The organism is Acinetobacter sp. C13 (assembly GCF_016809775.1).
Taxonomy (GTDB): Bacteria; Pseudomonadota; Gammaproteobacteria; order Pseudomonadales; family Moraxellaceae; genus Acinetobacter; species Acinetobacter pittii.
The window spans coordinates 254,205-279,160 of the sequence record NZ_JAFBJL010000002.1 but is presented as its reverse complement, the minus strand read 5'-3'; the positions used below and the strand labels follow the sequence as shown (position 1 = coordinate 279,160).

Below are 24,956 nucleotides of genomic sequence, written 5' to 3'. Positions count from 1 at the left end.
TTAGACCTTTGAACCGAGTATAGAAATAAATGCATCTATAGATTTAAATGCTTCATCATTGATTTTCCAAATTTTCTTTTGTTCAGAATAATGCATATCCTGCTCTGTATTCGGTGGAAATAATCCTGCCGTATTGATGTTTTTATCCTCAACAACCATACCATTATTGAAGAATACTAAATTAATCTTTGCCCAGTCATCGAAGAAGTATTCTTGTAATTGAGGAATAATTTTCTGTTTAAATATCGCGACTAAATGTTCTCGAGTTTGTTGTTTCTTCAAACTCATAAAGTTGGCATGACCAATACAATGATCTCGATCCAATAACACTTCGACACGGTGGTTTATTACCTTTAATAGCTCACCAATATTTAGACCTTCTACTTCTAAATCATCTAATAACTCTGGCTTCGGTGGCATTTCAATAAAGGTAAAACGACGGCGCAAAGCAATGTCTAAACCTGTTAAAGATCTATCAGATGAATTCATTGTGCCAATGATGTAGACATTACTTGGTACAGAAAACTCTTCTTTTGAGTATGGCAATGTTACTGATAGTTCTTCCTCAGCACCTTGACGTTTAGAGTCTTCAATTAAAGTAATGAGCTCACCAAAGATACGTGCAATATTGCCTCTGTTGATTTCATCGATGATGAGAACATAAGGTTTTATTTTTTCATTAGTATCTGAATATTGAACTTCTGAGCGTAGAGACTTTGCAATTGCCCATTCATAGCTCTTTTGATCCACAATTATTTCATTTTGTGTTTTCAAGTAATTACGAATATGCCTAAAAGATAATGGAATATTACTACCCGAAGATGTAAGAGCAAATAACGTCCCTGCTGAATTACTTGATACTTTAATTTCTGCACCACGTTTAGTATAAAACTTCTTTTCCTCAGTTTTAGCCTGAGTAATGAGCTTATCAATCGCACTATTTATACTCGCTTCAATCGGTGCTAAGACATTATTTTGGTTCGCATCTATTTCTGTTTGGGCATCCTCACAAACCTCCTTAAATACACCTGGTTTTACTTCATAGCGTAACTGCCCCGAGCCATCGGTTTCCGCTCGAATCCCTTCTATAAAATCTTCATAGCTAAAACTTTGGTGGAATGTGACAAATTTAATGCGCCCTTCATTTTTATATTTATCAAACAAGTCTTTTAGGCTTGTTCTACCACCTAGTTGCTTTTCTAGTTTTTCAATTTCTGTTAAATCTTTGTCTTCTAAAATTGCTAAAGCATGGTTAATAGTATTGTATGTTTTACCCGTACCTGCAGCACCAAATAAAATACGGTTTAAAGGTTGTTGAGCCATGACTTCTTCCATTAATTCTTCAATTTGCTGTTTATTTTGTTTGTTATCCAAATAGGCTTTTCTGACCATCACAAAAAGTTTTTCCACATATGGGAAAAATGCTTTTTCGCCCCGATCTTCCAATAAAATTGGTAAAAACTCTGGTAGTGGTAATTTTGGATATAAGTGGTCATAACCAATACGTTTAGAATTGACCTTACTTACAATCGGGATAATGCAAGGATCATTAAAATCTTGATATAAGAATGCAATCATCCATTTGAGACCTTTAGGAAACTGAATTTGATCAATTGCGTTTAAGTCACGGCGCTGAACAGCATCTACAATATCAAGTATTTCCTGTTTGAGGGTTTCAAATGCTAACCCTGCATCATTCCCTAGTCGTTTATGCCATGAATACGGCTTCTCATTATGATATTTATCATCCTTTCCTAAGCTGATTGGCTCCCAGATATCAAAATAGTTGGCAAAGGTAGGATTACCTTGTGTTGGATCAAAACTGTCAATCTGAGCAATGAAACAGTCTTTATTTTGGGCTTGATGATAATCTTGTATAGATAAATTCTTTAAACCTTCAATTGGCCAAAGCGTTAAAAATTGCTGTACCTTTTTCTCAAGCGCTGTGGTCTGATCATCACTTTGTTCATACCAATCACAAAGCTTTTCTAAATCATCAAGTGTACCCACAATAATAGAATACGTTTTATTTCCCAGCATCAATGATTTGGCATGTGTGGACAAATGATGATTTCGAGTATCGGCTTCTAAATAGGCTTTTTTAATTGGTAATTTAAGTTCTATCGGTGGTTCTGCATCACAGAAAATTACAGGCGTTTTTGCTTTAGGATCTAATGCTAACTCTCGACCTTGAGATGTTTTAAACGCTGCTATATGTTTCGTGCTTGTATATGTATTTGGATATCTCTCATTCAGATAATCGACTGCATTTTTTGAATTAAAATTTGTCGCTACTTTCTCAGCATATATGTCCCACAAAAACATATTTAACCAAAATATATCTGTTTGACCTGATTCAAGTTCTACCTTTAATATCTCTCTAATTTTCTGAACTAAATATACATTCTTTACATACCAATTTTTCTCTCTGATTTCTTGAGGAAAATCTATGATTTGTTGAGTTGTTACATACTCAACGAATTGATGAAATTTATTCCGATCAACAATTGTTGAAACATCTAAAGTACATGAAGCACATGCTCGATTGAATAATAAAGGTCGCTGAGTACTACCCAACTGAGTGAGTAATTGACCACCATAACTATTCAACGCTTTATATGTCTCTTCGTTAGGTTGTTGAATAAGTTTTTCTACAACATTAAGAAATTCCACATCCTGAATGATCTTATCAAATACTTCGTTTGCGAGATTTGATTGTCCTTTAGATGCAACCCCATTTGCATCATTTTTCAAAAGTTCACTTAAAAAATCAAAATCATTTTGGGCACTTAACTTATAACCATTATTCAGCTTTTGTTTTATTTCCTGTACCTTATTGAAGGTATTTTCATAATCTTTACGCCACCCCTTTCCATCACCAAATTCAATATAGTCATTAAACCATTGTTTAATTATTGCTGTGTTCACTTAAGCCTCTATATGTATTTCTATTTCGTATGTATGACAAAAATGAGAAGCTGAGTATCGACTTGCCAACCTGCGCGTACCAGTTGTAAATCAATTAATTCAACTGATTGTCAAAATTTCTTGTACTGAGTTTATCGCCCAATAATTTGATGCGATGCATCTTGTTCTCGACCAAACTAAGATATGTTCATGTTGTCGCAGATTTGTCATAAATGGTATGAAAATAATGCCATTTTTTGCCAAAATTTCCAACTCTGCCAAGTTCTGAGTGCAATAAACAGGCATAAAAAAAGACTTATAAGCTACTAAATTGCTTATAAGTCTTTTATAAATTTTGGTAGGTATATCCAGACTCGAACTGGAGACCTCTACGATGTCAACGTAGCGCTCTAACCAACTGAGCTATACACCTAGAATGGAAAGCATAATATTCATTTTTCAAAAGCAAAACAAGTGATTTACCATCGAAAAAAATACAAATGAGCAGACTTTAAGCAAACTCTTTTTCATTTTCCAAAAAAGAAAAACGGTACATGGTTTAACCACATACCGTTTCTTTAGCTGACTATTAAACTCAACTTAACAAGGACATTTCTTTAAATTACCACCTGCCGATGGATATCTCGAATCAACACAATGACGGTAGAAAGTCGTCGCATCCATTGGAGTTAAATCAGGATGATGAGCTTTCATGTGCTCCAGATAAGTCTGATAGTCTGGAACCCCAACCATCAGTCGAAAGCTTTGCTGCAAACGCTGCCACAAGGTTGCAATGCGCGACCAGTTTTTTGGAGAAAGTAATAGCTCTTTTTGCGAGAGCACTGTCATTTTGATGATTTTCGCAATAATGACAGTTCCATTTTTTGCAAATTTAAAATTCATCATTACTCTCCTCGTGGGGTGACCACTTTCGGATCAGCATATACAGCTGGTGCTTCATGAGCAGTTGGTGTCGGGCTTGCTAACGCACGGCGCACAATACCAATTGCAGCAATCACCATCACAATCGCAACGATCATGAAGAAGCCACAAAGTGCAGCGTTGATTTGATTCGACATCACAATCGTCTGCATTTCTTCCAGTGTTTTTGCTGGTTTAAGAATTTCACCACGCGCAATCGCATCTGAAAATCTATTCGCTTGTGCTAAGAAACCAATCTTTGGATTTTCGTGGAAAATCTTTTGCCAGCCCGCAGTCATACAGGTAATGAACAAGAAAATTGTTGGGAAAATCGTTACCCATACATATTTTTCTTTTTTCATTTTAAACAGAATAACTGTACCTAAAATGAGTGCCATTGAAGCCAACATCTGGTTACCCACACCAAATAAAGGCCAGAGTGAATTGACACCACCTAACGGATCAATCACACCTTGATAGACGAAGAAGCCCCATCCACCTACCGCAACAGCAGTACCTAGCAAGTTACCAAAGAATGAGCTTGAAGATTTAACCGCAGGAATAACAATACCCACAGTGTCTTGCACCATGAAACGACAAGCACGAGTACCCGCATCGACAGCAGTTAAAATGAATAATGCTTCGAATAAAATCGCAAAGTGGTACCAGAACGCCATCATTGAACGGCTGTTAAAAATTTCAGAAATGATATGTGCCATACCAATCGCAAAGGTAGGCGCACCACCTGTACGTGAAAGAATCGAGCTTTCACCTACTTCTTGAGCCAACACGGTTAGCATTTCAGGCGTAACCACAAATCCTAAATTACGTACAGCTTCTGCCGCAGATTCTACAGTTGTACCGAGTACAGCCGCAGGCGCATTAATTGCAAAGTACACACCTGGGTCTAAGACAGTTGCACAGATCATCGCCATAATACCGACGAAAGATTCCATGAGCATGCCGCCGTAGCCAATCACACGAATGTCAGCTTCGTTATCAACAAGTTTTGGTGTCGTACCACTTGAGACAAGCGCATGGAAACCTGAAATGGCACCACAGGCAATAGTAATAAATAGGAATGGAAATAAGCTACCTGAGAATACAGGGCCAGTACCGTCAATAAAATGAGTCACTGCTGGCATTTTCAATTCAGGTAATGCAATCACAATACCAACGGCCAAGCCAAGAATGACACCAATTTTAAGGAATGTTGATAGATAATCACGTGGTGCTAACAATAACCAGACTGGTAAAACTGATGCGATAAATCCATAGATGATTAAGCACCATGTCAGCTGTGTTCCTGTTAATGTGAAAAATTCACCCCAGTATGGATCTGCTGCAACCTGTCCACCATAAACGATGGCAAGCATCATTAAAACGAAGCCGATAATAGAAACTTCGGCAATACGTCCCGGGCGAATAAAACGCATGTAAACGCCCATAAACAATGCAATTGGAATCGTCGCTGCAATACTGAAAACACCCCATGGACTATGAGCAAGTGCTTTCACCACAACTAATGCCAGTACCGCAAGGATAATAATCATTACCCCAAGCGCACCAAGCATGACCACAATACCGGCAAAAGAACCGAGTTCTTGTTTTGCCATTTCACCAAGTGAGCGACCGTCTCGACGTGTTGAAATAAATAAAACTAAAAAGTCTTGTACCGCACCCGCCAAAACCACACCGACCAATAACCAGATCGTTCCTGGTAAAAAGCCCATTTGTGCAGCCAAAATTGGTCCAACTAATGGCCCCGCTCCTGCAATTGCAGCAAAGTGGTGACCGAAAAGCACATATTTATTGGTGGGAACATAATCCAGACCATCGGCCAAGCGATGTGCTGGGGTTAAACGTCTTGGGTTTAATTCAAATACTTTAGTTGCAATAAATAGACTATAAAATCGATATGCGATGCTATATACACATGCTGCAGCAAGTACAAGCCAAACCGCATTGACATGTTCACCACGACTGAGTGCCAGCATCCCAAAAGAAATTGCACCTATTATTGCCACTAGGCTCCAGACCAGCTTGGAGGGAAGCGTAGATTTCGCTTGCATTGTGTCCATTCTTAACCTCTCAATAAATAACTACAGCATTTTTATATTGTTATGTACTGTTTCTCTTAATCCCTGTGACTCTACTCCTCCTTTTTCTTTTTTCCTCTTATACTTTCGCATAAAAAAAGGGATGATTTACATCATCCCTTCGATAATAGTGTATTTTTTAACTATTATGCACGCTCTAAATAATCGCCAGTACGAGTATCTACACGAACGCTTTCTTCTTGCTGAACAAATAACGGAACACGAACAACCGCACCTGTTTCAAGCTTAGCTGGTTTACCGCCACCGCCAGATGTATCACCACGTACACCCGGATCAGTTTCAACAATTTTCAATACAACGAAGTTCGGTGGGCTTACTGTTAAAGGTACGCCGTTGAACAACATAATTGTACATTTTTCATTTGAATCGTCTTTTAACCATTTAGCAGCATCGCCCATAGCAATTTTGTCTGCCGCGATTTGCTCAAAAGATACAGGATCCATGAAGTTCCACATTTCACCATCGTTGTATAGGTATTCCATTTCAACTTCAACGATGTCAGCTGCTTCTAAAGAGTCACCTGATTTGAAAGTTTTTTCTAATACTTTACCGGTTTTAAGGTTACGTAATTTTACACGGTTGAACGCTTGACCTTTACCTGGTTTTACATATTCGTTTTCCATGATTGAACATGGGTTACCATCAAGCATAACCTTAAGGCCTGCTTTGAAATCATTTGTAGAATAATAGGCCATGAAAGGCACACTCCAAACTTAACAAGTCAACTATGCGATATAATGCGTTGTTGCATTATCTTAATCGTGTCAAATGATAAACTATTTATACCAAGAGCAAAACTGGCAATCACAACTGAGTGACCTTATTACTGATCCTTCAGAGTTGCTAAGCCTACTCGAGTTATCCTCAGAGCAGCTATTATCGGGTGCGATTCTGGCTTCTGAAAAGTTTAAATTGCGTGTTCCTCGTGCGTTCGTCGGAAAAATGAACGCTAAAAACCCGCTTGACCCGCTTTTGCTACAAGTATTACCTCATCATCTAGAACTTGAAGAACATCCTGAGTTTGTCACTGACCCATTAGGTGAAGAAGCAGCAAATCAATTACCGGGGGTATTACATAAATATAAATCGCGCTTTTTACTCACTTTAACGGGTGCATGTGCAGTACATTGCCGTTATTGCTTCCGTCGTCATTTCCCCTATCAAGAAAATTTGCCAAAAAATGAAGATTGGCTAAATATTAAAAACTATATTGAAGCAAACCCGAACATTAACGAGATCATTTTAAGTGGTGGTGACCCGCTTACGCTTTCTAACCGTAAATTAGCACTTTGGTTAGAACGCCTATCATCTCTCAAACAAATCCAGATTCTGAGAATTCACTCACGAGTCCCAATTGTTATTCCTAACCGGATCGACGAACAGCTGATTTCTTTATTAAAAAACAGTAGGCTGCGTATAGTTCTGGTGGTACACTCAAACCATGCTTCTGAACTCGATGACTTTACTTGTTCAAAATTGTTGCAGTTATCTGACCATCACATTACTGTACTAAATCAGGCAGTATTGCTTAAGGGTGTCAATGACTCTGCACAGACGTTAATTGATTTAAGTTATCGTTTATTTGAAGCTCGCGTTATGCCTTATTACTTACATGTTTTAGATAAAGTAAAAGGTGCACAACATTTTGATTTAGAATCATCCAAGATAGATGATATCTATCGTGACGTGTTAGCGAACCTACCGGGGTATTTGGTTCCTAAACTCGTTAGGGAAATTGCGGGCGAAAAGAATAAAACACCGCTTTTTGGGGCTACAACTTTTTGAGTTATATAATAAGTGATGATGAATAATGCGCTGTCGGACATTTTTCACAATCAAACCGAACTCTCTCGTGAACGGTTAAGCTTTTGTGAAGCCAATATTAAAGATCTTAATGAATGGGTCACTACCCTTTCTATTATGCAACTCGGTGATACGTCAAAAGCATTATTCACAGCCATTTTAGAGCTCAATGAATTAAAATGTAGTGAAACCTTACGTTTCGACCTCATACAAACGCTTCATCCGACCATTAACAATGTACTCGCCAGCCTAGAGAAAAACTTCTTTAACCAAGGCGTGATTAGTACAGATCGTAATGAGCACATTATTGAATTAGCGATGTTGCTCCGCTGCTATTTCGCCAGTATTTATTTAAATATTGCGCAAAATAGTCATGAGCAACTACAGCATCAAAAGTTTTCACTCTTTGCCTATAAGCAAAAAAAGAATTTGCAAACGGCACGTATCTTATCGACTTTTCATGCCCTGCAACAATTAACCAATCTCCTCTATCAGCAGCATATGCTCTATAGCGAGCCTCTTAAAGGTCAATGGTTAATAGCGCATCAGCTGTATGAAACCGCAGTTCAATACAAATACCATCTCATCAATATCAATCATATTCAGGGCATACAACACCCTTTAGCGAATATTACACAAGCTTATGCTCAGCTGATTTTGCTGGATATTTTAAATACGAACCAGATTCGTCAGTCAGAAATTCAGGCATTATTTCAATGTAGTTTTGACTGGGCAAGAATGATTCATATTTTGCCGAAAGATACTGCTTTAACGAAATATGTGGTTGACCCAAATAAGGACCATCCGCCTGTTTATAATACAAAGCGTAGCTCTAACTTTAACCCTAGCATCTTCATCGGTACGCAAGCTTTACTTGAGCATGTCACTGCAACCATGCATAAAAATGCTCAATATATTTCTAAGAATGAAAAGTTTTATTTAAGCCCTGCTTTAAAGTTTCATGTTCAAACGATTTTAGGAACCACGGCTCAACGTCGTCATGAACGTTATGAGTACAATGCAGAGCTCCAAATTTGTTTTGGTTTAAGCACAGCCCATTTCTATCTATCAAAAGCAAAAAACTTTGAAGAAACGCTACAGCTTAACCATAACTATAACTTACAAAGCGAAGCTAAAGTTTTATCCAACTTAGAGAAAAAAGAACAACAAACCAGCTCTTATCAACGCTTAAGTCGTGAAAGTAAAACCATTTATCAAACCACTGTTCTTGATATTAGTGTCAATGGATATCGTATTAAATGGTCTGGCGAAGCACCGAAAAACTTAAGAACCGGTGAATACATTTTAGTTAAAGAAACTTTGCATGGACAATGGCGTGGCGGTGTGATTCGCTGGATTAAACAGTCGACAGAAAAATCCCTAGAGTTAGGTTTAGAGATTTTGTCGCAAGCCATGTTCCCTTGCTCAGTGCATATTCAAGCTGAGCGCCATACTCGCAATTATCATCCCGCACTATTACTACAAACACAAAATCTAGAAGAAATACAAAATACGCTTATTTTACCGGGCTCTCAAATTTTTAGAGAGCAACAAACAATTCATTTACGATTGGGGACAGAAGAAATCAAAGTGTATCTACTCAAAGCACAACTCATTACGCAAAGTTTTATTCAATTTCATTTCGAACTTTTAAATGAGCAGCAACAAGGTCTGCTTGATCAGTTCATGATGAAAAAGGGTAATAACTCTAGCACTCAAGATTTATGGGAAGCACTAAAGTGAGAAACTCTTTATTATCTAAAAAGTTAAAACGTACTGAAACACGTTTACTCATTATTGATGACAACCAGCTACGTTATAACCAGATTTTAAATTTATTATTGGGGAATGATTATCAAGTTCAGGCATTATTACTTGATGATTTAAAAAGTTTTGAAAAACAGTTAAATACGCCGTGGGATGCTATTATTTTTGGTCGTGCTTATGACCTAAAAATTGAACAAACTCTCTCCCTCATTCAAGCATCTGAGCAGCCAAATTTACCTGTTTTATTATTACAACCTGAAGATTATCAGCCTCAGCAATATCAGGCTTATATTCAAAAAGGTATCTATGATGTAGTTCCATTAGAACCATTAGATTATTTTTATATCACTCTTATTCGAACCTTGTCGTATAGCCACTTATTGCAGACTGAACAACGCCTAACAAATGAGCTAGAAACAATTCACTCCCATACACAAACATTGGTCAACAATAGCCATAAAGCAGTTGCCCTTTTTCAAGAAGGGATGCATGTTAAGGCAAACACAGAATACCTCAACCTTTTTGGCTTTAAACAAGAAGACGAGATTATTGGCCTACCGATTTTAGATGTTTTACAACCTGATGATTTAAATGTTTTTAAACAAAGATTTAAGAAAATTTCATTAGGCCAATTTGATCAGGCCCGTTTTGAAATTCAGAGTCAACATGTAGCAATCGCAGGTAACAATGCACTAAAACTAGAGTTTATTCCTAGTCAGGAAGAAGATGCCGTACAGCTAACCATTGACTACCAACTGGATTTAGCAACCCCTGCAAATACACTTTTTTCAGAAAAGAGTTATGGTGTGCAAGCACCTTGGCAACAAATTAATCGACAACTATCGACCTACCCTGCTCAAGCCAATGCATTAATTTTATTTAAATTAAATCAGTGCCCAGAGCGAGTATTTCAACAAGATTGGCAAACTCCTGCACAATATTTTAATCAGCTGCACAGTTTCTTAAAAGAACACGCGCAAATGCCGATTTTTAATATTGAACTTGGCGCATATGTTGGCGTTTTACAAGCTGAAAACAGCACAGTCCTTAACTCCCAACTGACTAGTCTGCAAAGTTTGCAAAAAGAGCATTTATTAAAGATTAATGAGCTTAATTACTCGATCCAATTTAAGCTGAGCTATGCCCCAATTACTGAACCTGTAAATGAAGATAGCTTTACAAGCTTACTTGCTCAAACAAGTCAGCAAGAGTTACCTAAGGCGCAGGCAGAAATTGAGTTGGCACCAACTATCGATATTATCTCTCCTGAGCCTGTTAAATCTTCTATATCGCTTGACCTAAGCCTTGAGCAAGTCGATACTCCTATGCAATCTTCATTATTGCAGCAATTAAAGCAGCAGCTAGCTCGAAGTGAAATTCATTTAAAATATCAGCAGATCTACGATAAACACGATCAAGAAACCCATAACTATGAGGTGACGAGCGGTTTTATCAGCGATGAACAATGGTATGACATAAATGACTTGGCTGAATTAAGAGAAGACAGTGAGCTTTCTATTCAATTAGATCGCTGGATTTTGGTTGAGGCATGTAAGCAACTACATAACTTTATTACTCAATACCCTAAAGCCAAACTGATTATTAACCTGAATATTGATATCTTGCTCAAAGATAAATCCTTCCCCGAACTCATTTCGAAATTACTTACCATTATTGGTAGTAAGCTTGAAAGCCCACTGGTTTTACAATTTTCAGAACAAGCAATTCAGCCTCATCTTGCAATTGCTCAGCAACACATAGCTCGCCTGCGTCAACACGGCGCAGAAATTTCGATTCGGGATTTCAGCTCTTCTATGTATAGCGAATCAATATTGCAACAACTAGACGTTCAATATTTAAAACTGCAATCGAAGAAAACTGAGCTATTAAACTCAGATGATGGTCTAACACGCTTACAAGAAAAGGTTTTGAACTATTTGACTGTAAAACCTGTAGGGATTTTACTGAGTGATCTAGATGACATGAACTTATTTGCTAATGCATGGAATGTGGAAACACGTTTCTTACAAGGTCGCTATTTCCAGAAAAAACTTGATCGATTAACAGATGTACAAGACCAATAATGGTCTTGTGCTGAAAAACAAAAAACGGGCATAAAGCCCGTTTTTTGTTTCGTGTTGCAGTATTAACGCTTGATAGAGCGAGACATACCAGCAAAACGTTGTTTGAATTTGTCGATACGACCACCAGTGTCTACATTCTTTTGTTTACCAGTGTAGAATGGGTGGCAAGCTGAACATACGTCAAGGTAGATAGTTTCTTTACCTAAAGCAGAACGAGTTTCGATTACGTTACCGCAAGAACAAGTTGCAACTAATTTTTCATATTTTGGGTGAATATCGGCGCGCATCGTCGATTACTCCTAATTGGAAGAAAGGCTTAAGCTGTCATCGCAATTGATCACTCTCAACTAAGTTGAGGACAGGCTCAAAATGAGCAGATCAACACCACAACAGACCATTCTTTTGGCCCACCGAAACCTCTAGGGTTAGAGCTAAGCACAACAAGTGGGCAACATTATACGTCAAATAATTTTCTTTTGCGAACTAATCTTGGGATTTAGCCAAGTAATTTGCGATCACCCCACACACCATTAACTGTATTTGGTGAAAAATCATAATAGGTAACACGATCATGCCTAAAGGTTGGCCAATAAATAAGATTTGCGCCATCGGAACACCACTCGCCAAGGTCTTTTTGGAGCCACAAAAGAAAACTGTAATTTGATCTGCTCGGTTAAAACCTAAAGCACGCGGTAGGTAAAGTGCTAATAGCATAATAATTGTTAAAAGTACTGAACACGCAATTGTTAGAATGAGTAAAGTTTTCCAACTTACTTGATGCCAAAGTCCTGCAACTACTGCTCCACTAAATGCGCCATACACCACCATCAAAATCGAGCCTTGATCGAATGCTTTAACAATACTCGGAACTTTTGCCATATAAGGGAAAATATAAGGACGTAATAATTGACCTAAAATAAATGGCACTAACAGTAATAATGTAATTTGTATAATTGAAGTCGTCGGGTCAAATCCATGTTGGCTTTGGCCTAGAATAAAGAAGCTCACCAATACTGGTGTAATAAACATACCAATCAAGTTTGAAAAAGATGCACTGCACACCGCTCCCGCCACGTTCCCTTTTGCAACCGACGTAAATGCAATAGAGGATTGAACTGTAGAGGGTAAAAAGCACATAAATAAAAAACCCCAGTACAGCTGTTGACCTAACAGAGGTAATAAAATTGGCTTAGCCAACAGACCAATCACAGGGAAAATAAAGAAAGTAAATGCGAAGACCAGTAAATGCATTTTCCAATGCAAAATACCTTCAATTACAGCCTCACGTGATAGTTTCGCGCCATGCAAAAAGAATAAGATTGCAATCGCGACTGTGGTCAGTGTATTGAAATATTGAGCTGCTTGACCACTGACTGGAAAAAATGTTGCTAGTAGTACCATTCCAACTAACAAAACTGTAAATCGATCAAGAGCCAATAACTTCAGCATAGCCATATCCTATGATTATTCTAGATAAATAAAAAACCCAGTTGATAAATTGACCATTTGGTCAAGCGTTCATCATACTGGGCTAAAAAAATAAAGCTAGGCTTTTAAGAACTAATTCTTAAAGCATCACAGTCAATTTTTAGTTATTTGTCGCATTAGCATCTTGTTGAATCAATTCGACTTTATAGCCGTCTGGATCTTCAACAAATGCGATAACAGTAACACCACCTTTCATTGGCCCCGCTTCACGCACAACTTTGCCACCACGTGCTTTAATTTCTTCACACGCTTTGTAGGCATTGTCAACACCAATGGCAATGTGGCCATAGGCATTGCCTAAATCATAACTTGATGTATCCCAGTTATAGGTAAGCTCAAGCACGGTATTGGTTTCTTCATCACCATAGCCAACAAATGCTAGTGTAAAGCGCCCTTCTTCATAATCACGCTTACGAAGTAACTTCATCCCTAATACTTCGGTATAGAACTTTAAAGATTGTTCTAAATTGCCTACTCGCAACATTGTATGAAGCATTCGCATGTTTATTCACCTGCCTTTTCTGATTCATGTGTTTGATGATCTCTTAGCAATTTTCCCACCCAAACCACTAAGATCAAGATTGGAATACCAATAAGAGTTGTCATCAAAAAGAACTTTGGGTATCCAATATTACTGACTATGGTACCTGAATATCCACCCAAAAGTTTTGGAGTAAGTGTCATGAGTGAACTAAAGATTGCATATTGAACAGCTGTAAATGAAACACTCGTTAAACTTGAAAGGAATGCAATAAATGCCGCACCAGCCAAACCAGAAGCCAAGTTATCGACAATAATGGCAAAATAAAGCCATAAAGAACTATATGGTTTAATGACCTTACCGCTGACTTCCACTGGTTGACCAGAAAGTGGATCAATATAAGCTACCGGTTCAATATTCACATCAAGTTCACTTGCCGCTTTTTGATTTGAGCTAACAGCATATGGATGAGATGCAGAAAGTATTTTTTGTTCGCCATCCATTACAGCTACGTTAAGCTCTTTACTGGTCGATGCCACTAGTTTTTTTGCATCAATGGCTGCACTAAAAACACCTTTTTGATCAGTCATTTTTGCATCAAAATTTTGCCCATCAAGGCTAATGATAATTTTTTGCGTAGGAGTTAATGCTTGTCCAAAGTATTGCCCTCGAACCACAACACTTCCCTCACCATCTTTGAGTGAGACCTGATCATTGCCCATAACAGGTAAAATTTGTAGAGGCGATTTAGCTAACTCAGTTGTAAGTAATGGCTGAGTACGTGTAACAGGCGCTACATCATTTGAAGCATAAGCAGCTTTTACTTCAATTTGTTTTGTTCCGCTAAAAGCAGAACTTGGTACTTCTAATTTCCATAATCCGACTTCATCTGGCTTGACTTGATAGCTATGTTCACCAACTTTTACGTCTACCATATCTAATGGCTGACCAGATTTTACTAGTCCAATAAAAATTAAATTGGTAGAGCTAGCCAAAACAGCACCGACAAACATCAGTTTCATAATATTGATGCGCTGTGCTAAAAGACCACCTAAGAAACCGCCGACTAAACTAAATAGTACTCCATAGATTTTAACTGCTTCTGCAATTTGCTCTTTACTGAAGTTAAGATCTTGGTAGAACACATTAGAAATAACACCAGCAATAATGTCTGAAATACGGAAGAAACCAATAAGTAGCAACAACACTAATGCAAGTTTGACACCATAGCGTTTAAAGAAATCTAGAATTGGTGCAATCCATGTCTCTTTAGCCATTTGCTGGTTAACCACACCAATTTTAACGAGTAGATAACCTACAAAAATCGCAGCAGCAGTTGCAGTTAAAAATCTTAAAGCCTCTAAACCAAATAACGCAGCACTGTCTTTAATATTGCCAGCTTGTGAAATGGCCTCGGTAACATGCCCCGAATAAATATAAGTGACTACGAATGAAATAACGGCAATAAAAAATACGAGAACCAAACGGTAGTAATCACTACTCTTATAATTTTTATAAACTCGATTTACAACAGGCTCACGCACAAGTAGGGTCGTGACAATACCCACTAACATAACGCCTGCCATGGTTAAATAAGTCGTTTTCCAAGCTTCGTAAATGTAATTACCTTTAGCAGTTCCCAAGTGGGCAGCTAGAAATAATGCACCCGCTCCAGCCACAATCATGCCAATTCGGTAACCAGCATTATAGGTAGAGGCCAATACCGTTTGCATTTCTGTTTCTGCTAATTCAATACGGTAAGCATCAATCACAATATCTTGGGTTGCTGCCGAGAAGCCAAGTAATACAGCACCTACCGCCATTTGAATAAGATAACTTTGACCTAGAGAAGGATCAGAGAAAGCCATAATACAAATAGCAAGAACGATCAAACACTGTGCAATTAACAACCAAGCTCGTCTTCGGCCTAACGTTTTAGTTAAGACAGGCACAGGTAACTCATCAATAAGAGGAGCCCAAACGAACTTAAAAGAGTAACCTAGGGCAGCCCAACTAAAAAAAGTGACTGCACTTTTATCAATGCCCGCCTCCCCAAGCCATAAAGAGAGACTAGAGAAAATTAATAAAATCGGAATTCCGGCAGAAAAACCTAGAAACAGCATAATTAATGCACGGCGATCTAAAAATGCTTTAAAAGCCGAGACCCAACCCGAAGCTTGTGTGGTCATTCGTTTTTTATTTTCCATAAATTATAAATGTGCCTATTCAAACCCTTCTTACAATTCCTTTCAAGATTCTTTATGCAATCAATTTTGTTTTGGCGATAAAAACGGCAAGTTTGCTTGATATTTTATGCTAAACCTGTATACCTTTAAGCTTCAACCTTCGTTTTCTTTTGCTGGATATCAACAGTGACACAAAAACTTGATCAAGTGACCATCTCAACTTTATCACTCGCTAAAACAAACACCACAAACGTCACAATAAATGCATTTCCTTCAGCTTTTGAGCAACCTGATATAAAAATGACTTTGGATAAAACAGCCTTAAAACCCGAACAATTAACACATATTCCCGATTTTGAAAAAATTCCAGCTTCTACAAAACGTATAAAACCGCTTAATAACTTTTTAGGGCAAGACCGTGCCAAAGCATCGGTAGAAGCAGGGATTTCTTTACCCTACTCTGGCTATAACATTTTTGCAGTAGGGACAGCAGGCTTGGGTAAACGCACCATGATTAAGCGTTTACTCCAACAACATGCGAAAACAATGCCTACTCCAGATGACTGGGTATATGTCTATAATTTTAAACAAGCACGCCAACCACTTGCTCTACGCTTCCCCGCTGGACAAGGAACGAAGTTTCAACATGCCCTTCATCAAACTTGGCAAATTATTTTAAAACAGCTTGAACGCCGTTTTAGTGCGGAGACCTATCATAACCGTATTGAACGTATTCGTGAGGAAACTGGAGATGAGCAGCAACAAGCGCTTGTCGAGTTAACCAAAGAAGGTGAAGAGCTCGATTTAAAACTCATCTCTCGCAATGAAAAGCATGGCTTTGTCCCTGTGCAAGTAAAAGATGATCAGGTGCAAGAACTCACCCAAACAGAAATTGATGCTTTAAATACTAAGCAACGTGCTGAAATTGCAGCGAATGTTCGCTACATGGATAAAAAGCTCGAGCGCCTTGGTTTGCATTTAGGTGATTTAGAAGATGACGCACGTGACAAAGTCTCTGTGTTGAATCGAGACATCGCGACTCAAGTGGTTAAGCCACGCATGGATTTGATTTTAAATAAATATGGTCAAGTCAAAGGCCTTGAAGATTATTTAAAACAATATGCTCAAGATGTAATTGATAATGTTGAACTCATTTTAGAGCAAGAAGAAGATGACTTTGCTCCGGCAATGTTCAATCGTGTGCCTGCACGTTATCAGGTCAATGTAATTGTCTCAAACAAACCAAACAGTGGTGCACCAGTTATTTTTGAAGATTTCCCAACGCACTACAACTTGCTTGGTCATGTTGAACAACTTACTCACAACGGCACAATTACCACAGATTTCACGCTCATTCGTCCAGGTGCTCTACATCAAGCGAATGGTGGCTTTTTAATGCTTGAGGCAGAGCAATTACTCGAACAGCCTTATGCATGGCAAGGCTTAAAGCGCGCCTTAAAATCAGGCCAACTCAAGCTTTCTTCTCTTGAACATATGCTGACGTTAACAGGTTCTATCTCGATTGAACCTGCTGCTGTTCCGCTTGATATTAAAGTGGTTCTTATGGCAGAACCTGAAATTTATTATGAAATTTTAGAAGTAGAACCAGAGCTTGGTAGTGTCTTTAAAATTCGTGCAGATTTTACCGATACTCTGCAACGTAATGACGAAAATGAACAAGCCTACATGCAGCTAATTGCTGATTATGTACAAGCGGATAAATTACTTCCGTTTGACCGCAGTGCTTTAGCAGCTTTACTTACCGACTCAAGTCGTCAGGCAGAAGATCAAAGCTCACTGTCATTACATGCTTCAACTTTGGGCGACCTGATTCGGGAAGCACATCACCATGCTTTTAAAGCCAATGAAAAGCTTGTAACTGACCAGCACATTAACTTGGCACTACAACACAGACAGTATCGCTTAGGCTATTTAAGAGAACTTTACTGGCAGGATTTATCGCGTGGAACTCAGTTAATCGAAACTTCTGGTCATCGTTTAGGTCAAATCAATGCCCTCTCTGTTATTCACTATGCAGATGTTGAGTTTGGTTTACCTTCACGTTTGACTGCATCAGTCTATCAAGGTGGCGGCGATATTCTTGATATTGAACGTAGTGTAGAACTGGGTGGTTCACTGCATGCCAAAGGCGTGTTGCTCATGTCTAGCTTCTTGAAAGCTCACTTTGGTCGTGAACAGATTTTACATTTCTCTGCTGCTCTAGCCTTTGAACAAAGTTATGGACAAGTAGACGGCGACAGTGCAACAGTTGCCGAGCTTTCTGCATTAATTTCTGCAATTAGCCAAATACCAATTGATCAATCTTGGGCAATTACGGGTTCTATGAACCAGTTAGGCCAAGTACAGCCAATTGGTGGTGTAAATGCAAAAATTGAAGGCTTCTATGATGCGTGTAAATTACAAGGTTTAACTGGCAAACAAGGTGTCATTATTCCACGTCAAAACATGCAGCATTTGATGTTACGCCAAGATGTGATTGATGCGGTACAAAGTGGTCAATTCCATATCCATGCGATTGATACGATTGATCAAGCGCTTGAGATTTTAATGGCCCGCCCTGTCGGTACACTCGACAAAAAAGGTAAGTACAGTAAACACTCTATTTATGCTGCTGTAATGGAGCAACTCGAATATTGGCAAGCCATTGAAGATGGCGCAGAAATTGAAGAGGAGCCAAAGAAGAAAAAGAAAAATAAGAAAAAAATTAAGAAGCATGAAGAACTTACTGCGGAAGATCTACCACAAGAAAGTGTAGAAGAAGTCGCAACCTTAAAACAGAAGTAATAAAAAAGGGCCTGTCAAATGCAGGCCCTTTTTACTTTTAGAGTGGCAAAATTAACGAACGATTTGGATCGCTCGTCCTCCTGCTAACTGACTAAAATATTGTTTAAGTGCTTCAACACAGCGCTGAATTTTCATTGGCTGTTGGTCATGCTTGGCAACTTCTGCATACAAAGTAAAAGTTGGTAATTTCCAATCTGGCATGAGTTCAATCAAAGAACCATTTTTTAACTCTTTTTGAGCATCTAAATATAGAATTCTTGCAATACCATGTCCTTGCTGACATAGCGCTTTTGCAATTTGTAAATTATTGCTCTGCAAACGGCTTTGCATTTCAATATTAAGTGTTTCACCTGTTTTTACATGTTGAAAATTGAAATGACGCGCGTCATTCATGACATTAATTGATAATAATTCATGATCTCTTAAATCATTAGGATGCACAATTGGACTAGATTGATTCAGATAACTTGGCGAAGCTACTAAAATCTGATCGACAAAAGCCATCGGAATGACAGAGCTGCTTTCTTCTACTGGCGTAGAACTCATGCGTACTGCAATATCAATTCGCTCTTCAATTAAGTCGATATAACGATGCCCAACCTCAAAATGTACAGATAAACCGCGATGAGCTGACATCCAGTGAGATAACGCAGGAATGAGATGCTGAACTGCTAAATCAGGAGTAGTTGCGATACGCAAATCCCCAATTAAGTCATCCCTCAACTCATTAATTCTGATTTTCCCCCTTTCAGCCGCCGCCAACATCTCTTGACAGCTTGAAAAAAAAGCCTGTCCGGCTTCTGTCAAACTAAGTTTACGAGTGGAGCGATGTAATAGAATTACATCCATTTCATGCTCGAGGGAGCGAATCTGCTGGCTCACTGCACTTGTTGTAATTCCTAATTCACGTGCCGCACCACTGAATGAACTTTTTTCAACCACACAAGCAAAAACACCCATCGCACGAAGCTGATCTAACATAGGTTTCCTCAAATCTAATTCTAAATTTATAAAAAAATGCTTATTGTTGTAATGAAAGCAACCAATTATATTATACGAGGAAACCTAAGTTTTATGCATTAGCTATTTTGGTAAAAGATTTATAGGATTAATTGGTTTTCCATCCAAACGGATTTGGAACTCAAGCATGACCTGTGAAGCCCCAGTAGAGCCCATCTCGGCAATTTTTTGTCCTGCAGTTATATTGTCACCGCTTTTTACAAACATCTTGCTATTGTGGGCATACGCACTGATATATCCGTCAATATGCTTGATTAAAACCAGATTTCCGTATTCTTTTAAGCCATCAGCTGCGTAGACAACTTGACCATCTGCTGCGGCATAAATAGGGTCACCCTGATTTCCACCATAACGGATTCCTTTGACATTATTTGCCAAATTAAATCCTTGAATCACTGGTCCATTTGTCGGTTTTATCCAACGTAAGCTAGAATTTGGTGCAACCGAAGTCACTGTCGTACTCGTTGACGGTGCGGTCGTTGTAGGCTGAGTTACCGATGTAACTGGTTGTGTGGTTGGTAGAGCAATGGTTTGACGTTTGATTTGCTCAGGTTGTGCCATGACTTGCGTAGATACTGTTCTTGGTGAAGAACCTTTCTTCAAACGCAAAGACTGATTAACATAAATACGATATGGCGGAGCAATATCATTCATTTCGGCGATACTGATATAGTCGAGGCCATAACGCATTGCGATACCACTTAAAGTATCACCTGAACGAACTGTGTAATAGTTAGGAGCCATTGCATAGCGAGAACTATTATTAATTTGTGGTTTAGAAGCACAACCTGCCATAGCTACGGTAAAACCTACAACCGCAGACAACAACATAATTTTCATTATTTTGTCTTTTTGGATATGCACTCTGCTTTGTTGCCCAATTAAATGCATTGATCTCCCTCACTAAATGCTACAAATCATTTCGGCTAAGAGTACCAAAAAAGTAAGAGGAAACACGTTCCTCTTTTTCTTTATTCACAAAGTTATAACATTCGAGGCAAATTATTGACTCAAACTGAGCTGCAAATCTTCCAAAACGGCGTAATTTGTTGCATCCATTTGAATAGGAGTAACACTTACATAACCGTTTGCAACCGCAAAGAAATCAGATTGAATCTGGCTAGAAACACGCTCAGGATCTGTAACCGCCTCACCTGCTAGACCAATCCAGTAAACTTGACGGCCTCGTGGATCGACATGACTGGTAATAGGCTTAGATTGAGCACGACGCCCTTGATACGTAATCTGAGCCCCTTTTAACTGCGGCACGTCAGGAATATTGATATTAAAGATATGTCGTGGAGGTAAAGCTGGTAATCCGCTTGCAATAAAATCATGTACCCATTTAGCAGCCTGAGCATAATCTTCTTTATCGTTATAAGCACGTACATCAGGACCAGCTAAAGACACTGCGATTGCAGGTTGTTTCATTAAACGACCTTCAAATGCAGCACCTACCGTTCCCGAATATAAAACATCATCACCTAAGTTCGCGCCACTATTGATTCCGCTCACGACCAAGTCAAACTCAAAATCAAACAATCCATTCATGGATAAATAAACACAATCTGCTGGTGTACCATTCACTGCCCAGACATCTTCGGCAATTTGAATGGGGCGTAATGGTCGATCCAATGTTAATGCACTTGAGAAACCACTTCTTTCACTTTCTGGTGCAACCACAACCACGCGTCCAAGTGGTCTTAATGCTTCAGCTAAAGCCTGTATACCTGGCGCAAAAACACCGTCATCATTCGCAATTAAAATATTCACTAAAATCTTTCTCTACAAATAAACCTAAAGGTTTTCACAATTGAATTATTTGTTGAATTATATATATTTATGCCTCCATAGCATTATAAAATTGTGAAAAAATGAAAACTTTCGCTCCTTTTTTTCAGGTATTGGGGATCAGTATCACATTGTGTACGCAAGCGGTTTTTGCAGATGAGGATATCTCAACACAAGAGGCTGATAGCTTAATTAAAGATGACATTGCCGCAACGCAAGTTTTGCAGGAAATCTGCCCAGCTTTTGTTGGAACAAATAAAAAACTTGAGTCAAATGCTCAAAAAATTATTGCGATGTATTTAAGTGGTTATTCAAATAAATCAATGACCTTAGCGACTCTACAAAACGATGCTGAATTTAAAACTTTATTAAATGAAGCACGTCTTGCGGCAAAACAAATGGATCATCATGAGCAACATGAGCTCTGTGAAGAGATCGTTAATTATAAAGAATAGATCTTACTCTTTTGTGATATAGAGACTTATTCATTTGGGGTTTTCTGTTTGCCATTAAGCAGAAAACCAACATAACAATACATTTTTTCCATTTTTTTAAATTCTAAATTGGTTAAGCTAACGGCATATTTAGAAATTTTATTTTGGGTTATCGATGTTTATGAAGAAAAGCTTAGTTCAATCGCTCTCTTTGGTTTTACTTATGAGCATGGCAACAGCTGGTTTTGCCGCTGATAAGAAGAAAACAACTGAAAAGAAAACCGAAAATGAAAATGTTGTTGAAGTGACTCCACAACAAGGCACGACTCCTGAAGAATTAGCTGCAATTCAAGTGCTTTCTGAAATTTGTCCAAGTTTGATTGGTAAAAAAGACGCTGATTTTGCTCAAGGCTATGAACGTTTAGTTAAAGACTACCTACCAAATGAAACTGATGCTGTTTCTGCATTAGAAAAACGTAGTAAAGACAAAGCTTTCAAGAAATACTTAAAAGAAGCACGTAGCGATGCGAAAGCTGCTGGTGATGAACAAAACACATTAGTTTGCCAAGACGTAAAAGCATATCAATCGCAAAACTAAATTAGTAAAAAACTCTTGAGTTACAATACTGTTTGAAAAAGCCGACTTCTCCCGTAGAAGTCGGCTTTGCTTTATCCTAAAATGCTAGGCTCTTCTGCTTCATACAAGATATTGGAATTACCTAGAATGACTCGAAAAAGCGCTATTGCTGCACTACTCCTCTTACCAAGTTTTTCTTATGCAGCAACTGTCTTATCAGCTCCGCCAGAACTAAATAATAAGTCTTATGTATTAATGGATTATGAGACAGGACAAATTCTCGCTTCTAAAAATGAAAACGAAAAGCTTGCACCTGCGTCTATGACAAAAATGATGACCAGTTACATCATTGAACAAAAATTATTAAAAGGTGAACTGACTGAAAATGAGCAGGTTCGTATGAACGAGTCTGCGTGGTGTAAAGGAAGTAGCTCTGAATCATGTATGTATGTTCCTTTAAACGGTACAGCGACTGTTCTAGAAATGCTCCGCGGTATTATTATCCAGTCAGGTAATGATGCATCAAAAGCAATGGCTGAACATATTGCCGGAAATGAAGGCACGTTTGCTCATATGATGAATCAGGAAGCAAAACGTATCGGCATGGTGAACACCCAGTTTATTAATTCGACCGGTATGCCTGCTGAAGGTCACTATTCAACTGCAAAAGATATGGCTGTGTTAGCACAACATATTATTAAAGACAGTTCAAAATACTACCCAATTTACTCTGAAAAAGAATTTACTTTTAATGGTATTAAACAAGGTAACCGTAATGCCTTGCTTTACACCGACCCAAGTGTAGATGGTTTAAAAACAGGTCATACAGATGAAGCTGGTTACTGCTTAACTACTTCAAGTAAACGCGGTCCAATGCGTTTAATTTCAGTGATTTTTGGTACTCCAAGCATGTCTGAACGTGCAGACCAAACGCGTACGTTACTGGCTTGGGGCTTTGCAAACTTTGAAACTGCAAATGTTCAACCAGCCAATCAGGTTCTTGCAAAAGCAAAAGTTTGGTTTGGTAAAGAAGATGAAGTTCAAGTTGGTTTAGCTGAAAACTTTAGTGTGACTATGCCTAAAGGTAAAGCTGATGGCATTAAAACTCAGTTAGTCGTTCAACCTAACCTAAATGCGCCACTTCAAAAGGGTCAAGTTGTGGGTAAACTTGTTGCTAGCCTAGATGGCAAAGTAATTGCTGAAAAACCTTTAGTTGCATTAAAGCCAGTTGAAGAAGCAGGTTTCTTTGCTCGTTTAATCGACCATATCAAGCAATTCTTCAGCAACTTATTCTAATTTTTGAATAGTTGAATTAAGCACTCATGCTATTTAGCCTGAGTGCTTTTTTATTTTATAATTCGACTAAATTTTATTTTGATACTACTTATGGCAAAGAACATTCGTCCTTATCTTGAACACTACCCTCAAGTAGATACAACCTGTTATATCGATGAAATGGCTGTTGTAGTTGGTGACGTTAGCTTAGCTGAAAATGTCTCTGTCTGGCCTTTTGCAGTCATTCGTGGTGACGTAAATAGTATTCAAATTGGCAAAAACAGTAACGTACAAGACCATTGTATGTTGCATGTAAGCCATAAAAATGATGCCAAACCGAATGGCTCACCTCTGATTATTGGTGAAGATGTAACGGTTGGACACCATGTGACTTTGCATGGCTGTACCATTGGCAACCGTGTTTTAGTCGGAATCAACACCGTTATTCTAGATGACGTGATTATTGAAGATGATGTGATGATTGGTGCAGGAAGTTTAGTTCCGCCACGCAAAGTCTTAAAAAGCGGTTATCTCTATGTAGGAAGCCCTGTACAACAAGTGCGACCACTGACTGAAAAAGAACTAGCGTTTCTTCCTTATTCAGCAAGACATTATGTAAAAGTGCAAAATAATCATAAAGCTGCACAAGCAAATCAGGATTAATTATCTATCTTGATTATGAGTAATAAAAATTCTGCTTTTTAAACGATATGGTTTTGTCGTATTGCTCATATCGTTTAGCAGATCACCGTAGCCAAAAACCCCTAAATTTCGTATTATACGTCTTTTAAATCATGGTGCTTTTTTATGGCCGCATGGACTCCTCATGTCACTGTTGCTACAGTCGTAGAAAAAGACGGACGCTATCTATTTGTAGAAGAGCATAGCGAAGGTTTTGTACACACAGTATTTAACCAACCTGCTGGTCATGTGGAATGTGGTGAGTCATTAACAGAAGCTGCCATTCGTGAAACACTTGAAGAAACAGGCCATCATGTTGAAATTGATGCCTTGCTCGGTATTTATACTTATACCCCGCCAATGTTTCCCGACCGCACTTATTACCGTTTCTGTTTTCTAGCACATGTAACTCAGGTTGAAAGTGATCCTCAACTCGACACAGGTATTATCGCTGCTGTGTGGATGACATCAGATGAGCTCAAAGAATCTGCTCGTGCCCGTAGTCCACTCGTACTTAAAGCAGTTGAAGATGCCATGAAAGGTCACCATTATCCTTTATCGCTTATTTATGAGCACCCCTTCTCTCCCTCATTAACCTCTCATTTGGATGCCTAGT

General features: G+C 38.5%; 20 protein-coding genes and 1 tRNA gene. 9 read left to right on the top strand and 12 right to left on the bottom strand.

Annotation, left to right across the window (positions count from 1 at the left end; translation table 11 throughout):
* From JGE69_RS06535 to efp, 5 genes are all read right to left on the bottom strand, one after another.
* Window positions 1–2,928: an McrB family protein gene (locus JGE69_RS06535; protein WP_199113058.1), complete on the bottom strand. Its 2,928-nt coding sequence runs from the start codon at window positions 2,926–2,928 to the stop codon at window positions 1–3.
* A 335-nt stretch (window positions 2,929–3,263) separates the two neighbouring features.
* Window positions 3,264–3,340: transfer RNA gene (locus JGE69_RS06530), tRNA-Val, on the bottom strand.
* 167 nt (window positions 3,341–3,507) lie between these two features.
* Window positions 3,508–3,813 (bottom strand): YbdD/YjiX family protein, encoded by a 306-nt coding sequence (locus tag JGE69_RS06525; protein ID WP_000980869.1) that lies wholly within the window; start codon window positions 3,811–3,813, stop codon window positions 3,508–3,510.
* Window positions 3,813–5,909 (bottom strand): carbon starvation CstA family protein, encoded by a 2,097-nt coding sequence (locus tag JGE69_RS06520; RefSeq protein WP_017399304.1) that lies wholly within the window; start codon window positions 5,907–5,909, stop codon window positions 3,813–3,815. The genes JGE69_RS06525 and JGE69_RS06520 overlap by 1 nt, the downstream gene beginning before the upstream one ends.
* A 164-nt stretch (window positions 5,910–6,073) precedes the next feature.
* A complete protein-coding gene (efp, locus tag JGE69_RS06515) occupies window positions 6,074–6,643 on the bottom strand; it encodes an elongation factor P (protein ID WP_002118666.1) in 570 nt (189 codons plus the stop codon).
* A 73-nt stretch (window positions 6,644–6,716) separates the two neighbouring features.
* On the opposite strand from efp, the gene epmB reads away from it, so the two are divergent.
* From epmB to JGE69_RS06500, 3 genes are read left to right on the top strand one after another with little or no spacing between them, the layout of a single operon-like run.
* On the top strand, window positions 6,717–7,733 hold the full coding sequence (gene epmB, locus JGE69_RS06510) for an EF-P beta-lysylation protein EpmB (RefSeq protein ID WP_005067999.1): 1,017 nt from the start codon (window positions 6,717–6,719) through the stop codon (window positions 7,731–7,733).
* Window positions 7,734–7,748: 15 nt separating this feature from the next.
* Complete coding sequence (locus tag JGE69_RS06505; protein WP_046812555.1) at window positions 7,749–9,494, top strand: hypothetical protein; 1,746 nt, start codon at window positions 7,749–7,751, stop codon at window positions 9,492–9,494.
* Window positions 9,491–11,602 carry an EAL domain-containing protein gene (locus JGE69_RS06500; protein WP_199113060.1) on the top strand — a complete coding sequence of 704 codons (2,112 nt, stop codon included), beginning with the start codon at window positions 9,491–9,493 and terminating at the stop codon, window positions 11,600–11,602. The genes JGE69_RS06505 and JGE69_RS06500 overlap by 4 nt, the downstream gene beginning before the upstream one ends.
* A 62-nt stretch (window positions 11,603–11,664) precedes the next feature.
* Here the strand turns inward: JGE69_RS06500 and rpmE are convergent, their stop codons facing one another.
* The 4 genes from rpmE to JGE69_RS06480 all read right to left on the bottom strand — a co-directional run bounded on the left by rpmE (window position 11,665) and on the right by JGE69_RS06480 (window position 15,778).
* The gene (gene rpmE, locus JGE69_RS06495; protein WP_001200845.1) at window positions 11,665–11,889 is read right to left on the bottom strand and encodes a 50S ribosomal protein L31; all 225 of its coding nucleotides are present in this window, start codon (window positions 11,887–11,889) and stop codon (window positions 11,665–11,667) included.
* Window positions 11,890–12,085: 196 nt separating this feature from the next.
* Window positions 12,086–13,057, bottom strand: a complete 972-nt coding sequence (locus tag JGE69_RS06490) for a bile acid:sodium symporter family protein (protein ID WP_014207306.1) — start codon at window positions 13,055–13,057, stop codon at window positions 12,086–12,088.
* A 133-nt stretch (window positions 13,058–13,190) separates the two neighbouring features.
* Window positions 13,191–13,592, bottom strand: a complete 402-nt coding sequence (gloA, locus tag JGE69_RS06485; protein WP_199113062.1) for a lactoylglutathione lyase — start codon at window positions 13,590–13,592, stop codon at window positions 13,191–13,193.
* 2 nt (window positions 13,593–13,594) lie between these two features.
* On the bottom strand, window positions 13,595–15,778 hold the full coding sequence (locus JGE69_RS06480; protein ID WP_086394223.1) for an AmpG family muropeptide MFS transporter: 2,184 nt from the start codon (window positions 15,776–15,778) through the stop codon (window positions 13,595–13,597).
* Window positions 15,779–15,943: 165 nt separating this feature from the next.
* Here JGE69_RS06480 and JGE69_RS06475 point away from each other — a divergent pair, with 165 nt between their 5' ends.
* Window positions 15,944–18,562, top strand: coding sequence for a Lon protease family protein (locus tag JGE69_RS06475; protein WP_199113063.1), 2,619 nt, complete (start codon window positions 15,944–15,946; stop codon window positions 18,560–18,562).
* 51 nt (window positions 18,563–18,613) lie between these two features.
* On the opposite strand, the gene JGE69_RS06470 is transcribed toward JGE69_RS06475, so the two are convergent.
* The 3 genes from JGE69_RS06470 to surE form a co-directional block, all read right to left on the bottom strand.
* On the bottom strand, window positions 18,614–19,543 hold the full coding sequence (locus JGE69_RS06470) for a LysR family transcriptional regulator (protein WP_104074800.1): 930 nt from the start codon (window positions 19,541–19,543) through the stop codon (window positions 18,614–18,616).
* A 102-nt stretch (window positions 19,544–19,645) separates the two neighbouring features.
* A complete protein-coding gene (locus JGE69_RS06465; protein WP_199113064.1) occupies window positions 19,646–20,473 on the bottom strand; it encodes a peptidoglycan DD-metalloendopeptidase family protein in 828 nt (275 codons plus the stop codon).
* A 111-nt stretch (window positions 20,474–20,584) separates the two neighbouring features.
* Window positions 20,585–21,355, bottom strand: coding sequence for a 5'/3'-nucleotidase SurE (gene surE / locus JGE69_RS06460; RefSeq protein ID WP_199113065.1), 771 nt, complete (start codon window positions 21,353–21,355; stop codon window positions 20,585–20,587).
* Window positions 21,356–21,456: 101 nt separating this feature from the next.
* Between surE and JGE69_RS06455 the strand changes: the two genes are divergently transcribed.
* The 5 genes from JGE69_RS06455 to JGE69_RS06435 all read left to right on the top strand — a co-directional run bounded on the left by JGE69_RS06455 (window position 21,457) and on the right by JGE69_RS06435 (window position 24,955).
* A complete protein-coding gene (locus JGE69_RS06455) occupies window positions 21,457–21,828 on the top strand; it encodes an MCR_0457 family protein (protein WP_005073292.1) in 372 nt (123 codons plus the stop codon).
* Between the two features lie 154 nt (window positions 21,829–21,982).
* Window positions 21,983–22,405: an MCR_0457 family protein gene (locus JGE69_RS06450; protein WP_002118406.1), complete on the top strand. Its 423-nt coding sequence runs from the start codon at window positions 21,983–21,985 to the stop codon at window positions 22,403–22,405.
* A gap of 126 nt (window positions 22,406–22,531) precedes the next feature.
* Window positions 22,532–23,680, top strand: coding sequence for a D-alanyl-D-alanine carboxypeptidase PBP5/6 (gene dacC, locus JGE69_RS06445; RefSeq protein ID WP_002118558.1), 1,149 nt, complete (start codon window positions 22,532–22,534; stop codon window positions 23,678–23,680).
* A 90-nt stretch (window positions 23,681–23,770) separates the two neighbouring features.
* Window positions 23,771–24,322 carry a gamma carbonic anhydrase family protein gene (locus tag JGE69_RS06440; protein ID WP_199113066.1) on the top strand — a complete coding sequence of 184 codons (552 nt, stop codon included), beginning with the start codon at window positions 23,771–23,773 and terminating at the stop codon, window positions 24,320–24,322.
* Window positions 24,323–24,466: 144 nt separating this feature from the next.
* Complete coding sequence (locus JGE69_RS06435) at window positions 24,467–24,955, top strand: NUDIX hydrolase (protein ID WP_017402782.1); 489 nt, start codon at window positions 24,467–24,469, stop codon at window positions 24,953–24,955.
* The last annotated feature ends 1 nt before the right edge of the window (window position 24,956 follow it).